The sequence below is a fragment of the Pseudomonas nunensis genome, assembly GCF_024296925.1.
GTDB classification, from domain to species: Bacteria; Pseudomonadota; Gammaproteobacteria; order Pseudomonadales; family Pseudomonadaceae; genus Aquipseudomonas; species Aquipseudomonas nunensis.
Genome location: NZ_CP101125.1, coordinates 6,027,011 through 6,042,168, shown reverse-complemented (window position 1 = coordinate 6,042,168; position 15,158 = coordinate 6,027,011). Strand labels below are relative to the sequence as shown.

At 60.4% G+C, this 15,158-nt stretch carries 12 protein-coding genes; all 12 read left to right on the top strand.

All coding sequences use genetic code 11. The features are described 5' to 3' along the window. The first annotated feature begins 102 nt into the window (after positions 1–102). The 12 genes from NK667_RS26570 (at position 103) to NK667_RS26515 (ending at position 15,129) form a co-directional block, all read left to right on the top strand. Positions 103–1,455 (top strand): TolC family outer membrane protein, encoded by a 1,353-nt coding sequence (locus tag NK667_RS26570; RefSeq protein WP_054050332.1) that lies wholly within the window; start codon positions 103–105, stop codon positions 1,453–1,455. A 42-nt stretch (positions 1,456–1,497) separates the two neighbouring features. After that, complete coding sequence (locus tag NK667_RS26565; protein WP_054616618.1) at positions 1,498–3,654, top strand: type I secretion system permease/ATPase; 2,157 nt, start codon at positions 1,498–1,500, stop codon at positions 3,652–3,654. Then, positions 3,644–5,011, top strand: coding sequence for an HlyD family type I secretion periplasmic adaptor subunit (locus tag NK667_RS26560; protein WP_054050328.1), 1,368 nt, complete (start codon positions 3,644–3,646; stop codon positions 5,009–5,011). The genes NK667_RS26565 and NK667_RS26560 overlap by 11 nt, the downstream gene beginning before the upstream one ends. A gap of 318 nt (positions 5,012–5,329) precedes the next feature. Then, complete coding sequence (locus NK667_RS26555) at positions 5,330–6,217, top strand: TauD/TfdA dioxygenase family protein (RefSeq protein ID WP_054616617.1); 888 nt, start codon at positions 5,330–5,332, stop codon at positions 6,215–6,217. Between the two features lie 17 nt (positions 6,218–6,234). Continuing rightward, positions 6,235–7,260, top strand: coding sequence for an ABC transporter substrate-binding protein (locus NK667_RS26550; RefSeq protein WP_054616616.1), 1,026 nt, complete (start codon positions 6,235–6,237; stop codon positions 7,258–7,260). Positions 7,261–7,265: 5 nt separating this feature from the next. Next, positions 7,266–8,129 (top strand): ABC transporter ATP-binding protein, encoded by an 864-nt coding sequence (locus NK667_RS26545; RefSeq protein ID WP_054616615.1) that lies wholly within the window; start codon positions 7,266–7,268, stop codon positions 8,127–8,129. Between the two features lie 20 nt (positions 8,130–8,149). Next, positions 8,150–9,016 carry an ABC transporter permease gene (locus NK667_RS26540; protein WP_054616614.1) on the top strand — a complete coding sequence of 289 codons (867 nt, stop codon included), beginning with the start codon at positions 8,150–8,152 and terminating at the stop codon, positions 9,014–9,016. Positions 9,017–9,167: 151 nt separating this feature from the next. Beyond that, positions 9,168–10,088 (top strand): LysR family transcriptional regulator, encoded by a 921-nt coding sequence (locus tag NK667_RS26535; RefSeq protein WP_054050318.1) that lies wholly within the window; start codon positions 9,168–9,170, stop codon positions 10,086–10,088. A gap of 216 nt (positions 10,089–10,304) precedes the next feature. Further along, the gene (locus NK667_RS26530) at positions 10,305–11,840 is read left to right on the top strand and encodes an MFS transporter (protein WP_054616613.1); all 1,536 of its coding nucleotides are present in this window, start codon (positions 10,305–10,307) and stop codon (positions 11,838–11,840) included. Positions 11,841–11,866: 26 nt separating this feature from the next. After that, positions 11,867–12,931 carry an HlyD family secretion protein gene (locus NK667_RS26525; RefSeq protein ID WP_054616612.1) on the top strand — a complete coding sequence of 355 codons (1,065 nt, stop codon included), beginning with the start codon at positions 11,867–11,869 and terminating at the stop codon, positions 12,929–12,931. Further along, positions 12,928–14,460, top strand: a complete 1,533-nt coding sequence (locus NK667_RS26520) for an efflux transporter outer membrane subunit (protein ID WP_054616611.1) — start codon at positions 12,928–12,930, stop codon at positions 14,458–14,460. Before NK667_RS26525 ends, NK667_RS26520 begins: the two co-directional genes overlap by 4 nt. 111 nt (positions 14,461–14,571) lie before the next feature. Next, positions 14,572–15,129, top strand: coding sequence for a hypothetical protein (locus NK667_RS26515; RefSeq protein WP_054616610.1), 558 nt, complete (start codon positions 14,572–14,574; stop codon positions 15,127–15,129). Positions 15,130–15,158: the final 29 nt, after the last annotated feature.

The window sequence follows — 15,158 nt, the reverse complement described above, 5'->3', positions numbered from 1 at the left end:
TGTTTTGAACTTTCCGACATACGGTCATTCCGGTTGCCATCATCCGACGCAGCGCCCCTATTTGCTGTGATTCAAGACAAGAAGTTCTGGGATATTTCTTACATGCGTTCGTCTTTGTTCAAGGCTTTACCCTTCGCCCTCGCCGCCAGTTTTGCCCAGGCACAAAGCCTTCCAGAAGCCATGCAACAGGCACTGGATGTCCATCCGGAGATCCAGGCTGCGGTTAATAGTCGATTGGCCGCGGATTATCAGTTAAAGGCAGCCAAAGGTGGATACCTGCCACGGGTCGATCTGCTGGGCGGTTATGGTCGCGAAGGCACGGATAACGTCACCACGCGTGCCGATACCGGTAGCAACCACTGGGAAACCTTGAACCGCAGCGAGTCAAGTTTGCGTCTCTCGCAAATGGTTTTTGACGGTTTTGCGACGTCCAGCGAAGTGGGGCGTCAACAAGCCACCGTTAACTCCCGCGCCTATTCCTTGCTCGGTACCTCGGAACGCACCGCGCTGACCGTGGCCCAGGTTTATCTCGATGTACTGACTCGCCGTGAATTCGTTCGCCTGGCCGAAGAAAACCTGAAGAGCCACGAACGCATTTTCGACCAGATCAAACTGCGCACCTCCCGCGGTGTAGGCAGCGGCGCTGACCTCGATCAGGCCGAAGCCCGTATGGCTCAGGCCCGCAACAACCTGATCACCGAACAGACCAACCTGGCCGACGCCGAAACCAACTTCCTCAGCGCTGTGGGCCAGATGCCCGATCAGCTCGAGCGTCCTGCGCCGTTCCTGGCACTGCTGCCGGCCAACCTGAATGAAGCCCGCACGCAGATGCTGGAAAACAGCCCGATCCTGCGTTCCGCCGAATCCGACATCGCCGCTGCCGAGAAGCAGTACGACGCCGCCAAGTCGACGTTCTACCCGCGTTTCGACGCTGAGCTGGGCCGTACCGCCGATAACGATCTCGACGGTCAGAACGGTCACAGCAACGAATGGCAAGCCATGCTGCGCATGCGCTTCAACCTGTTTGCCGGTGGCAGCAACAAGGCTGACCTGGAATCCAAGTCCTACCTGTCGAACCAGGCGCTGGACATCCGCAACAACGCCTTGCGCGTGTTGAACGAAGAGCTGGGCCTGGCCTGGAACGCCTTGAATAACGCTAACGCCCAAGTGCCGATCGCCCAGCAATATGTGGATCGCAGCACCGCAGTGCGCACGGCTTATCAGAAGCAGTTCAGCCTTGGCCAGCGCACCTTGCTCGACTTGCTCGACAGTGAAAACGAACTGTTCACCGCGTCCCGCCGTCTGGCGGACATCAAAAACATTCAGTTATTTACTCAATACCGAATCAAGGCGACCATGGGCGAGTTGCTCAAGAGCCAGGGAGTGGTCGCACCGTTGGCATCCGTTGTGCAGAACGACGTGAAGCCAAAGGTCCAATTGCCCGGCATGAATTGAGCAGGACCTTCATTGTTCAATAGTTAGCCAAGAGTGCCGAGCGTGGAATCAGAAGTCAGTCGAGTTCAACTCATTAATGATCCGCGCGCGCTGCATGACGATCCGTTACTGGATGGCCTGCTCGCCCTGTGCACGCTGCACCAGAAACCGGCCAGCGCCGCGATGCTGACCACCGGCCTGCCGCTGCCCAAGCAGCGCCTGAGCGTCGAGTTGCTGCCCCGCGCCGCTGCTCGCGCCGGTCTGCAAGGCCGGGTGCTGCAACGCAAGCTGGAAGATATTCCGGCAATTGCGATGCCGGCGCTGTTGCTGCTCAGGGACGGCCGCAGCGCGGTGCTGCTCGGCTGGCAAGGTGAAGACCAGGCTCGCGTGCTGCTCAGCGAAACCGATGGCGGCGAAAGTGTCGTCAGCCGCGAACTGCTGGCCGACGACTACATTGGCAAAGTCTTCTTCGCTCAACCGCAGCATAAATTTGACGTGAACCACGGCACGCTGATTCCGCGTGCGCGTTCGTGGTTCCGCGACACCCTCAAGCGTTCGCGCTGGCTTTATGCCGACGCCATCGCCGCCAGTTTCCTGATCAACATCATCGCCATGGCCGCGCCGTTGTTCGTGATGAACGTCTACGACCGCGTGGTGCCGAACCAGGCTGAATCGACCTTGTGGGTGCTGGCGATCGGCATCACCGGTGCCTACCTGTTCGACCTGATCCTTAAAAGCCTGCGCAGCCTCTGCCTGGATCTGGCTGGCAAGAAAACCGACCTGATCATCTCGGCCACGCTGTTCGAGCGCATCGTCGGCATGGCCATGAAATACCGCCCGGCGCGGGTCGGCAGCTTCGCCCAGAACATCCACGAGTTTCAGAGCCTGCGCGACTTCCTCGCCTCGCTAACCCTGACCAGCCTGATCGACCTGCCGTTTACGCTGCTGATCTTCATGGTCATCGCGATTCTTGGCGGGCATCTGGTGTGGATTCCGGTGCTGGCGTTCCCGATTGCCCTGTTGATTGGTTACGCGTTGCAGAAGCCGTTGGTGGCGACCATGGAACGAACCATGGCCCTCGCCGCCGAGCGTCAGTCGAGCCTGATCGAAACCCTCGCCGGCCTCGATGCGGTGAAGGTCAACAACGCCGAAAGCGAACGCCAATACCAGTGGGAACAGACCATCGGCACCCTCAGCCGCCTCGAGCTGCGGGTGAAAATGCTCTCCGGCCTGGCGATGAACATCACCTTGCTGATCCAGCAACTGGCCGGGGTGATCATGATCGTCTTCGGCGTGTACCAAATTATTGACGGTCACCTGAGCATGGGCGGTTTGATTGCCTGCTACATGCTCAGTGGTCGCGCGCTTAGTCCGCTGGCTTCGCTGTCCGGCCTGCTGACCCGTTATCAGCAAGCGCGGGTGACCATGGTCTCGGTGGACCAGATGATGGAGCTGCCGCAAGAGCGCAATTTCGAAGAGCGTCCGCTGAGCCGCAAAGTGCTGCAAGGCGCCATCGAATGCCGTCAGCTGAACTTCACCTACCCGAATCAGCAAAATCCGGCGCTGAAGAACATCAACCTGATCATCAAGCCCGGCGAGAAAATCGGCATCATCGGTCGTAGCGGCTCGGGCAAAAGCTCCCTGGCCAAACTGCTGGTGGGCCTCTATCAGCCGGACGACGGCGCCTTGCTGGTGGACGGTGTTGATATCCGCCAGATCGACGTCAGCGAACTGCGCCACAACATCGGCTACGTGCCCCAGGACATTCAATTGCTTGCCGGCACCCTGCGCGACAATTTGGTGTCCGGTGCGCGTTATGTAGAAGACGAACTGGTGCTGCAAGCCGCCGAACTGGCAGGCGTGCACGAATTCGCCCGTCTGCACCCGCAAGGCTATGAACTGCAAGTCGGCGAGCGTGGGCAGAACCTGTCCGGCGGCCAGCGCCAGAACGTGGCCCTGGCCCGTGCGTTGCTGCTCAACCCGCCGATCCTGCTGCTCGACGAACCGACCAGCGCGATGGACAACACTGGCGAAGAACGCCTCAAGCAGCGTCTGGCTGCAGTGATCGAAAACAAAACCGTGGTGCTGGTGACGCACCGGGCATCGCTGCTGTCCCTGGTGGATCGCCTGTTGGTGATCGACCGTGGACAGATTCTCGCCGATGGCCCGAAAGCCGCCGTGATGGAAGCGTTGAAGAAGGGGCAGATCAGTGTTGCTTAAGTCGGGTTTCAAGGACTCCGTCCGCCGTTACTTCAAAGGCTCCGCCTCGCTGCAAGGCCAGCCGTTGCCGGAAGTGAACAAGGCGCTGATCGAAGATGCGCCGCGTGTGGTGCGCCTGACCATTTGGGCGATCATCGGCTTCTTCGTGTTCCTGATGTTGTGGGCCAACTTCGCCGTCATCGACGAAGTGACCAAGGGCGACGGCAAGGCGATTCCGTCGTCGAAGATCCAGAAAATCCAGAACCTTGAGGGCGGTATCGTCTCCGAGCTGTTCGTCAAGGAAGGTCAGATCGTCGAGGCTGGCGCGCCGCTGATTCGTCTGGACGACACGCGGTTCGCCTCCAACGTTGGCGAAACCGAGGCTGATCGCCTGTCGATGCTGCTGCGGGTCGAGCGCTTGAGCGCCGAGGTGGATGACCGTCCGCTGAATTTCCCGGCGGACGTGCTCAAAGCCGTTCCTGGCCAGGCTGCCAGCGAAGAGTCGCTGTACACCAGCCGTCGCCAGCAATTGCACGATGAAATCGGTGGTTTGCAGGAGCAGTTGATCCAGCGTCAGCAAGAGTTGCGCGAATTCACCTCCAAACAGTCCCAGTACCGCAACGGGCTGGCGCTGCAACGCCAGGAAATCAACATGTCCGAGCCGTTGGTGGCCCAGGGCGCGGTGTCGCCGGTGGAAGTGCTGCGACTCAAACGCGCCGAAGTGGAAACCCGTGGGCAACTGGACGCGACCACCCTGGCGATTCCCCGCGCCGAATCGGCGATCAAGGAAGTGCAGCGCAAGATCGATGAGACTCGCGGCAAATTCCGCAGTGAAGCGCTGACTCAGCTCAACGAGGCGCGCACTGACCTGAACAAGGCCCAGGCCACCGGCAAGGCGCTGGAAGACCGGGTCAGCCGCACGCTGGTGACATCGCCGGTGCGCGGCATCGTCAATAAATTGCTGGTGAACACCATCGGCGGCGTGATCCAGCCGGGCAGCGACCTGGTAGAAATCGTGCCGCTGGACGACACCTTGCTGGTGGAAGCCAAAGTCCGCCCGCAAGACATCGCGTTCCTGCACCCGGGGCAGGAAGCGACGGTGAAATTCACCGCGTATGACTACACCATTTACGGTGGGCTCAAAGCCAAGCTTGAGCAGATCGGCGCCGACACCATTACCGATGAAGACAAGAAGACTACTTACTACATCATCAAGCTGCGCACGGATCGCAGTCACCTGGGGACAGATGAGAAGCCGTTGCTGATCATTCCGGGGATGGTGGCTTCGGTGGATATCATCACCGGCAAGAAGACCGTGCTCAGCTATCTGCTGAAGCCAATTATTCGGGCGCGGGCTGAGGCTTTGCACGAGCGGTAGTTCTCGGCGCGGCTCAGGGCCTCTTCGCGGGCAAGCCTCGCTCCTACAGGTCCACGTCGTGCGCAGATGATGCGGACGACTCAAAACCTGTAGGAGCGAGGCTTGCCCGCGAAGGCGGCCTCAAGAACGGGGCAATCCAAAAGCCATATCGTTATTCACTAACGGTATTTAAATTTCAATTCTTATATCTATAAAGTCACTCTCCTGCGTACCTGCCGACCAATCGGCGCGCCGCACGACACGAACCAACACGGGACCTCCGTGAGTTTCTGATCGACGCGCGCGCCCTTGAGCGTGCCGTGCGTGGGAGTGATTTAAATGTCAGCCGTCTCTGCATCTCAAAGCATCGCGCCGCAAACCTTCGACATCCGCCCATTCAGCGGCGCCGTCGGTGCCGAAATCATCGGCCTGGACCTGTCCCGCCCGATCAATGACCAGGATTTCGCGCGCATCCACCACGCACACCTGGATCATCACGTGGTGGTGTTCCGTGACCAACGCATAACCCCCGAACAGCAAATCGCCTTCAGCCGCCGCTTCGGCGTGTTGCAGATCCATGTGCTCAAGCAGTTCCTGCTGGCCGGGCACCCGGAAATCCTCATCGTTTCCAACATCGTCGAAAACGGCGTGTCCGTCGGCCTCGGTGATGCCGGCAAGTTCTGGCACTCCGACCTCTCTTATAAAGAGCTGCCGAGCCTCGGCTCGATGTTGCACGCCCAGGAACTGCCGTCCGAGGGCGGCGACACCCTGTTCGCCGACATGCACAAAGCCTGGGACGGCCTGCCTGACGCGCTACGTAAAGCCGTTGAAGGTCGATCCGCCGCGCATTCCTACACGGCGCGCTACAGCGAAACCAAATTCGAAGGTAACTGGCGCCCGACCCTGACCCCGGAGCAACTCGCCCAGGTGGCCGAAGTTGTGCACCCGATCGTCCGTACTCACCCGGAAAACGGGCGCAAGGCGTTGTTCGTCAGCGAAGGCTTCACCACGCGCATCGTTGGTTTGCCAGAGGACGAGAGCAAACAGCTGCTCGACGAGCTCTACGCCCACAGCGTGTTGCCGCAAAACATCTACCGCCATCAGTGGCAGCCCCACGACCTGGTGTTCTGGGACAACCGTTCGCTGATCCACCTTGCCGCCGGTTGCCCAAGCTACCTGCGACGCAAGTTGTATCGCACCACCATCCAGGGCGACGCGCCTTTCTGATTTGCCGGAGAACCATCATGTCCAAACGTCTTCCATTTGCGCCGTTGGCGGCTGCCATTGGCCTGGGTTTCAGCCTGATCGCCGGCAGCCTGGTGGCGCCGACCGTGGCCCACGCCGAAGGTGAAATCCGTATCGCCGAGCAGTTCGGCATTGTTTATCTGTTGCTCAACGTAGTGCGCGATCAAAATCTGATCGAGAAGTACGGCAAGCAGGAAGGCATCGACATCAAGGTCGATTGGACCCAGCTCTCGGGCGGTGCGGCGGTCAACGATGCGTTGCTTTCCGGTTCCATCGACATCGCCGGGGCCGGCGTCGGTCCGCTGCTGACCATCTGGGACCGCACCCATGGCAAGCAGAACGTCAAAGCCGTCGCTTCGCTCGGCAACTTCCCTTACTACTTGTTGAGCAACAATCCGAACGTCAAAACCATCGCCGACTTCACCGAAAAGGACCGCATCGCGGTGCCGGCGGTAGGTGTGTCGGTGCAGTCGCGCTTCCTGCAATACGCGGCGGCCAAGCAGTGGGGCGACAAGGAATTCAATCGCCTCGACAAGTACACCATCGCGGTTCCGCACCCTGACGCGACGGCTGCTTTGATTGCTGGCGGCACTGAGTTGAGCGGGCACTTTTCCAACCCGCCATTCCAGGATCAGGCGTTGGCCAATCCCAACGTCCATGTGGTGCTGAACACCTACGACCTGCTTGGCCCGAACTCGCCAACAGTGCTGTTTGCCACCGAAAAATTCCGCGACGAGAACCCGAAAACCTACAAGGCCTTCGTCGAAGCGTTGACCGAAGCCGCCGAGTTCGCCCAGAACGATAAAGGCGCGGCAGCCGACACCTACATCCGTGTGACCAAGGCGAAAATCGACCGCGCGGTGCTGCTGAAAATCATCGATAACCCGCAGTTCGAATTCAGTGTCACGCCGAAAAATACCTACCCACTGGCGGAATTCCTCTACCGCGTCGGCGCGATCAAAAACAAACCGGATTCGTGGAAGGATTACTTCTTCCAGGACGCCAAACCGCTGCAAGGGAGCTGATCGACATGAATGCCCCCTTGCAAGGCCACACGGCCAGCAACCCGATCGCACCGGCAGCCGAAGCGCTGCTGTCGGTCGATCACGTCAGCCTCGAATACCGCACGCCGCAGCGTGTGGTCCGAGCCACCCACCAAGTCAGTTTCGAGATCGATCCGGCGGACCGCTTTGTGCTGCTCGGCCCGTCCGGTTGCGGTAAATCGACGCTGCTCAAAGCGGTCGCCGGGTTTATCCAGCCGTGCGAGGGCGAGATTCGCCTTCAAGGCCAAACCGTCAACGCGCCGGGCCCGGACCGGATCGTGGTGTTCCAGGAATTCGATCAACTGCCACCATGGAAAACCGTCAAACAGAACGTGATGTTTCCGCTGCTGGCGTCGAAAACCCTCAAGCGCAAAGAGGCCGAAGAGCGGGCGTTGCACTATCTGGATAAGGTCGGGTTGGCGGCGTTTGCCGATGCCTATCCGCACACCTTGTCCGGCGGTATGAAGGCGCGGGTGGCGATTGCTCGCGCGTTGGCCATGCAACCGAAAATCCTCTTGATGGACGAACCCTTCGCCGCCCTCGATGCGTTGACCCGACGCAAGATGCAGGAAGAGTTGCTGCTGCTCTGGGAAGAGGTGCGCTTCACCCTGCTGTTCGTCACGCATTCCATCGAAGAAGCGCTGGTGGTGGGCAATCGCATCCTGCTGCTGTCGCCGCATCCGGGTCGGGTGCGGGCGGAAGTCCACAGCCATCAGTACGATTTGCACAGCCTCGGAGGCGTGGCGTTCCAGGAATCGGCGCGGCGTATTCATCGGTTGTTGTTTGATGAAGGCCAGTCCCCGGAAACCGAGCGTGAGCTGGATTTCTCCGACATTCGCATCGCTTATTGAGCCATTGAGAGGATTGCCCGATGAGCCAGTTGTCATCTGCACGTAAAGAATTCGAAACCGTCCTGGAGCCACTGACCAGCGTACCGCTGGAGCGAGAGTTACCCCTCGGCCAGCGTGTCTGGCAACAGGGCTGGGTTCGTAAAAGCCTGATCCTGATTTTGCTCGCGGTGCTGTGGGAAGTGGTTGCCCGCATCCAGAACAACGACCTGCTGCTGCCGAGTTTTCTGCAAACCAGCAGCGCGCTGTACGACGGCCTGCTCAGTGGTGAATTGCTGGGCAAGGTATGGATTTCCCTGGTGGTGTTGCTCAAGGGTTACCTGATCGGCATCGTCCTGGCTTTTGCCCTGACCACGCTGGCGGTCTCGACGCAGTTCGGTCGTGATCTGCTGAGCACGCTGACCTCGATGTTCAACCCACTGCCGGCAATCGCGCTGCTGCCGCTGGCGCTGCTGTGGTTTGGCCTGGGACAGAACAGCCTGATTTTCGTGCTGGTGCATTCGGTGCTCTGGGCCTTGGCCTTGAACACCTATGCCGGGTTTCTCGGCGTCTCGGAAACCCTGCGCATGGCAGGTCGCAACTATGGCCTCAAGGGCATGCGCTTCGTGTTGTTCATCCTGATCCCGGCGGCGCTACCGTCGATCCTGGCCGGGCTGAAAATCGGCTGGGCGTTTGCCTGGCGCACATTGATCGCGGCTGAGTTGGTGTTCGGTGCGACCAGCGGCAAGGGTGGTTTGGGTTGGTATATTTTTCAGAATCGCAATGAGCTGTACACCGACAAAGTGTTTGCCGGGTTGGCGGTGGTGATTTTGATTGGGTTGCTGGTGGAGAACCTGGTGTTCGACACCCTGGAGCGCGTGACCGTTAAGCGCTGGGGGATGCAGCGTTAATCAATTAAATCGGGGGTGACTCGAAAAGATCGCAGCCTTCGGCAGCTCCTACAGGAGAATGTGTACACCTGTAGGAGCTGCCGAAGGCTGCGATCTTTTGATCTGCTAGCATTGCGTCTGAATCAATCCTGATCAGCCAAGAGTGCTCAGCATGCAACTCCCGGACATGAACTTGCTGGTCGCCCTCGACGCCTTGCTCGACGAGGGCAGTGTGGTGGGCGCCGCGCGGCGGATGAACCTCAGCCCGGCGGCCATGAGCCGCACCCTGACCCGCATTCGCGAGGCGATCGGCGACCCGATCCTGGTGCGCGCCGGTCGCGGCCTGGTGCCAACCCCCAAGGCATTGGCGCTGCGCGAACAGGTGCGCGACGTGGTGGAGCAAGCAGCGCTGCTGTTTCGCTCCGCCGATGCGGTGGAACTGGGCACCTTGCGCCGTCGCTTCAGCATTCGTGCCAATGACTTTTTCGTCGGCGTTTATGGCGGCAAGCTGTTCTCCACCATGGAGCGTCAGGCGCCGCATTGTGAGCTGCGTTTCGTCCCGGAAGGCGATGGCGACGATGAGGCGCTGCGCGAAGGGCGGATCGACCTGAACATCAGCAACAACCGTCCGTTGATGCCGGAAGTGAAGATTCAGAACCTGTTTTCCACGCACTTCGTCGGCCTGGCGCGAGAAGATCATCCGCTGTTCGATGAGGAAATCACCGCCGAGCGCTATGCCGGGTTTGCGCATATCAGCATGTCCCGTCGCGGGATTGCCCGGGGACCGATCGACACGGCGCTCAATGCCCTGGGGCTGGAGCGGCGAGTGGCGGTGATTGCGCCCAGTTTTCATGCGGCGATGTTTGCGCTGCCCGAATCCGATTTGCTGCTGCCGGTGCCGAAAGAAGCGCTGCTGAGCGTGCGGCGTCTGGGCCTGAAACTGCGCTCGTTCACACTGCCGATTCCGCTGCCAACGCTGATGTTGACCCAGGCCTGGCACCCTCGCTACGACAAGGATCCGGCCCACCGCTGGATGCGCGAGATGCTCAAGGCGTGTTGCGACGAGACCTGGCTGGCCGCGCAACCCGTTTGAAGACGAAGAACCCCTCTGTGGGAGCGGGCTTGCTCGCGAAGAGGTCGGCACATTCAACATCCATGTTGACTGACCCACCGCTTTCGCGAGCAAGCCCGCTCCCACAGGGTTATTCATCATTGCGTCTGGCGCACTTATAACCTGCCAACAAGTCAATTTTCGTAACGCCTGACCCTCCCTAAAATGCCCCGGTATCCTTCCCGGAGCTTGCAGTACATGACTTCCCTCACGGCCCCGGCCCCTCTCGCCGCGACCAGCCCTGCCGCCGCTGCGCCACCGGTCTTCGGTCTGCGGATTATCATCGGTCTGGTGGGCGTGTTGCTGGCGGTGCTGGTCTCGGGCCTCAACGAGATGGTGACCAAGGTTGCCCTCGCCGATATTCGCGGCGCGTTGGCCATTGGTTACGACGAAGGCACCTGGCTGGTCGCCAGTTACACCGCGACCTCGGTGGCGGCCATGGCGTTCGCGCCGTGGTGCTCGGTGACGTTCTCGCTGCGGCGCTTCACGCTTTACGCCATCGGTGTCTTCACCTTCCTCGGCGTGCTGTGCCCGTTCGCGCCGAACTACGAAAGCCTGTTGCTGATGCGCATCGTGCAAGGCCTGGCGGGCGGGGCGTTGCCGCCGATGTTGATGACCGTCGCCCTGCGCTTTCTGCCGGCCAACGTCAAACTTTATGGTCTCGCCGGATACGCCCTGACCGCAACATTCGGACCGGGCCTCGGCACGCCGCTGGCCGGGTTGTGGACCGAGTACGTCGGCTGGCAATGGACCTTCTGGCAAATCATCGTGCCGTGCCTGATTGCCATGGCCGCTGTGGCTTATGGTTTGCCTCAGGATCCGCTGCGACTGGAGCGCCTCAAGCAGTTCAACTGGCGCGGGTTGCTGCTGGGTTTTCCGGCGATTTGCATGCTGGTGATCGGCATCCTGCAGGGCAATCGGCTGGACTGGTTCGAGTCGAGCCTGATCTGCTTTTTGCTCGGCGTCGGGTTGCTGTTGCTGGTGCTGTTCCTGATCAACGAATGGTCGCAGCCGATTCCATTCTTCAAGTTGCAGATGCTCGGTATTCGCAACCTGTCGTTCGCCCTGCTGACCCTCGCCGGGGTGTTGGTGGTGCTGTTGGCGGTGGTGGTCATTCCGTCCAGTTACCTGGCGCAAGTCCAGGGTTATCGGCCGATCCAGACCGCGCCGATCATGCTGCTGGCAGCGTTGCCGCAATTGATCGCGCTGCCGTTGGTGGCGGCGTTGTGCAACTTTCGCAGGGTCGATTGTCGCTGGGTGCTGGGGATTGGCCTGGGCATGCTGGCGCTGTCCTGCCTCGGCGGTTCGCAGCTGACGTCGGTGTGGATTCGCGATGATTTCTACGTGCTGCAACTGCTGCAAATCTTCGGTCAGCCCATGGCGGTGTTGCCGCTGCTGATGTTGGCCACCGGCAGCATTTCGCCGATGGAAGGACCGTTCGCCTCGGCCTGGTTCAACACCGTCAAAGGTCTGTCCGCGGTGATCGCCACCGGCATCATCGAGGCACTGACCACTGCCCGTCTGCATTTCCACTCGACCATGTTGGTGGACAACCTCGGCAACTCGCCCCTGGCCGATAGCGACAGCGCCGGCCTTGCCCATCGACTGCATGAGCAGGCCGTGGTGCTGACCGCTTCGGATCTTTATCTGTGCATGGCGGGCGTCGCTGCGGCGCTGATCCTGCTGATTTTCTGGCTGCCGACGCGGATGTATCCACCGCGCGCGCCGACTTGAACGCTTCACTGAACCAGAAGGTTTTTATGATGACTTTTACCAAGCAAAAAGTGGCTGTCGGCGTCGCCGCAGCGATCGCGGTCGGCGTGCTGATTTACCTGGTCGCGCCGGGCCTGTTCGGCAAACGCACGCAGCAGAGCACCAACGACGCCTTTGTCTCGGCGGACTTCACCCTGGTGGTGCCACGGGTCGCCGGGTTTATCAAAGAGGTGTTGGTGGAGGACAACCAGCAGGTCAAGGCCGGGCAACTGCTGGCGTTGATCGATGACCGTGACCTACGCGCCGCCGCCCAGGCTGCCGACGCCGAAACCTTGGTGGCTCGGGCGCAACTGCAAAATGCGCGGGCGACCCTTGAACGCCAGACATCGGTAATCGCCCAGGCCCAGGCCACGGTGGTGTCGGCCAAGGCGGAAATGGCTTTCGCCGAGCATGAATTGAATCGCTACGACCACCTCGCGGGTGTCGGTGCCGGTACGGTGCAGAACGCGCAACAGGCCCGCACGCGCATCGATCAAGCGACCGCTCGACTGGCCAACGCCACGGCGGTGCTGGCGGCAGAACGCAAGCAGGTGGACATCCTCACGGCCCAGCGCGACGCGGCCGAAGGTGGGCTGAAGCGCGCGCAAGCGGCGCTGGAGATCGCCAGTTACGAGCTGTCCTACACGCGGATCGTCGCGCCGCAGGACGGCATGGTCGGTGAGCGGGCGGTGCGGGTGGGGGCTTATGTCACGCCAGGGAGCAAGATTCTCGCCGTGGTGCCGCTGGCCCAAGCTTATGTCGTCGCCAATTTCCAGGAGACACAACTGACGGATGTGCAGCAGGGGCAGGACGTGCAGGTGCGCGTCGACAGCCTCGGCGGCCAACTGTTGAGTGGTCGTGTCGAAAGCATCGCGCCGGCCACCGGGGTGACGTTTGCCTCGGTCAAACCAGACAACGCCACGGGCAACTTCACCAAAGTGGTGCAGCGGATTCCGGTGAAAATTGTGCTTGATCCGGGACAGCCGTTGGCTGAGCGGTTGCGGGTGGGGATGTCGGTGGATGCGCGGATTGATACTGCCAGCGTGGATAAGCATGAGGTGGTTCAGCGATGAAGATTTTTGTTGATCGTGCTGGCGCCTTCGCGAGCAAGCCCGCTCCCACAGGGGACCGCATTTCAATGTGGGAGCGGGCTTGCTCGCGAAGAGGCCGGCTGCCTCAACTCACCCTGTTGGTCTTGAGCCTCAGCGCCTGCACCGTAGGCCCGGACTTCCACAAACCCCAGCCACAGCAAATCGCCGAATGGTCAACACCAGCCAAGCCAGCCGAAAGCCAAGCCGTCGCCGAAACCATGGAAGAACGCTGGTGGGAAGTCTTCCACGACCCGAAACTTTCAGCCCTGAGCCAACGCGCCCTGAGCGATAACCTCGACCTGAAACTCGCCAGCAGCCGCTTGCAGCAAAGTCGCGCCGCCCGCCAAGTCATCACTGCTGACCGTTACCCGACGACCGCCGCCACCGGCAGCTACGGACGCGAACGCAACAGCGGCGAAGGCCTCAGCGATCCCTCGGGCAAAAACGGCCGCTCGGCCTTCAACCTCTGGGATGCCGGTTTCTCCGCCTCCTGGGAACTGGACTTCTGGGGCCGCGTGCGCCGCGAAACCGAAGCCGCCGACGCGACCCTTGAAGTCGCCGAAAACGATCGTCGTGGCGTGCTGCTGTCGGTATTGGCCGAAACCGCCCAGGACTACATCCAGTTGCGCGGCGTACAGAACACCCGCGCCGTCACTGAGCAAAACCTCGACGTCGCCAGGCACAGCCTGAAACTCTCGCAACTGCGCCTTGCCGACGGCGTCGCCACGGACCTGGACGTCGCCGAAGCCGCCGCCCAAGTCGCGGCCATCGAATCGCGCCTGCCAGCGCTGGAGCAGCGTCAATCGCAACTGATCAACGCCCTGAGCCTGTTGATGGGCGAGCCGCCGCAAGCGCTGCAAGCCGAGTTATCCACCGACGGCCCGGTGCCGCAGACCCCGCGTCAAGTCGCGATCGGCCTGCCGTCGCAACTGGCCGAACGCCGCCCCGACATCCGTCAGGCCGAAGCCCGCCTGCATGCCGCAACCGCCAGCATCGGCGTGGCCAAGGGTGATTTCTATCCGCGAATCACGCTGTCCGGCAACATCGGTTCCCAAGCCATGCAACTGAGCGATTTCGGTTCCTGGGGCTCGCGCTCATTCGGCATCGGCCCGCAATTCAGCCTGCCGCTGTTCGACGGCGGCCGCCTGCGCGGCATGCTCAATCTGCGCGAGGCCCAGCAACAGGAAGCCGCCATTGCCTACCAACAAACCGTGCTGCGCGCCTGGCATGAAATCGACGACCAGCTGACCGCCTACAACGCCAGCCAACGACGCCGCGACAGCCTCGCCGAAGCCGTGCGCCAAAACCAGATCGCCCTGCGCACCGCACAACAGCAATACGTCGAAGGCGTGGTGGATTTCGTCAACGTACTGACCGTGCAGGGCGAGTTGCTGGCGACTCAGCAGCAATGGGTTGAGAGCTCGACAGGTGTGTCGTTGGCGATGGTGGGGTTGTACAAGGCGTTGGGTGGGGGATGGGAGTCGGTTTATCCGGTGGCGGAAAAATCCTGAGTGAAATTGAGAGACTGGATGTAGGAATCGTCCTATTTTTTTGTGTGGGCACTATTGCAGCCCATCAGGCGTTAGCATTTCGGCCACTCAATGACCACGGCTACGCCTCCTATGATTGCCCTCTCTGATTCTCCCGCGACTGTTGAATTTCTAGGCGCTGCAACAGCACCTCCCGATTTTTATGTCGTGTGTAAAAGCAAGCTAGCGCTGCTATTCGTCTCGACTAGCGGCTTTTTCCTTATTTATTGGTTTTATCGAAACTGGAAGCTTTATCGTGCGGCCACGGGTAATAAGGTTTTGCCCTTGTTCCGCACCATCCTGGGCGTGTTTTTTGTGTATTCCCTGTTCACCAAAATCGATCATCGAATAGGCGCTTCAAACCTAAAGTACCGTTGGTATCCGCGCAGTCTGGCATTGGCTGTCATCCTGCTGGCGTGCACCGGTTCCGCGTTGATGTGGTTACCAGATGTGCAAATTCGTTTTGCGTTGAGCCTTTTGGTTTTGTTCCTGCAAACCTGCTGTTTATTGCGTGTACAGAATGCAATCAATTATTTGGCGGGTGATGTCGAGGGGCTTGGTAATTCGAAGCTGACATTTGCCAACGGAATTTGGGTAGCGCTTGGTTTGTGCTGGTGGGGGCTGGCGATTATCGGTTTTTTCGTTCTTTAGCAGGATCGGGTGTGAGTGTCATTAGCCCC

What these genes read in the sequence shown, in the direction of transcription:
- NK667_RS26525 (WP_054616612.1), top strand. Translation starts at nt 11,867, where the DNA reads ATGATGACTTTTACCAAGCAAAAAGTGGCTGTCGGCGTCGCCGCAGCG.
- NK667_RS26545 (WP_054616615.1), top strand. Translation starts at nt 7,266, where the DNA reads ATGAATGCCCCCTTGCAAGGCCACACGGCCAGCAACCCGATCGCACCG.
- NK667_RS26540 (WP_054616614.1), top strand. Translation starts at nt 8,150, where the DNA reads ATGAGCCAGTTGTCATCTGCACGTAAAGAATTCGAAACCGTCCTGGAG.
- NK667_RS26535 (WP_054050318.1), top strand. Translation starts at nt 9,168, where the DNA reads ATGCAACTCCCGGACATGAACTTGCTGGTCGCCCTCGACGCCTTGCTC.
- NK667_RS26515 (WP_054616610.1), top strand. Translation starts at nt 14,572, where the DNA reads ATGATTGCCCTCTCTGATTCTCCCGCGACTGTTGAATTTCTAGGCGCT.
- NK667_RS26550 (WP_054616616.1), top strand. Translation starts at nt 6,235, where the DNA reads ATGTCCAAACGTCTTCCATTTGCGCCGTTGGCGGCTGCCATTGGCCTG.
- NK667_RS26530 (WP_054616613.1), top strand. Translation starts at nt 10,305, where the DNA reads ATGACTTCCCTCACGGCCCCGGCCCCTCTCGCCGCGACCAGCCCTGCC.
- NK667_RS26555 (WP_054616617.1), top strand. Translation starts at nt 5,330, where the DNA reads ATGTCAGCCGTCTCTGCATCTCAAAGCATCGCGCCGCAAACCTTCGAC.
- NK667_RS26570 (WP_054050332.1), top strand. Translation starts at nt 103, where the DNA reads ATGCGTTCGTCTTTGTTCAAGGCTTTACCCTTCGCCCTCGCCGCCAGT.
- NK667_RS26520 (WP_054616611.1), top strand. Translation starts at nt 12,928, where the DNA reads ATGAAGATTTTTGTTGATCGTGCTGGCGCCTTCGCGAGCAAGCCCGCT.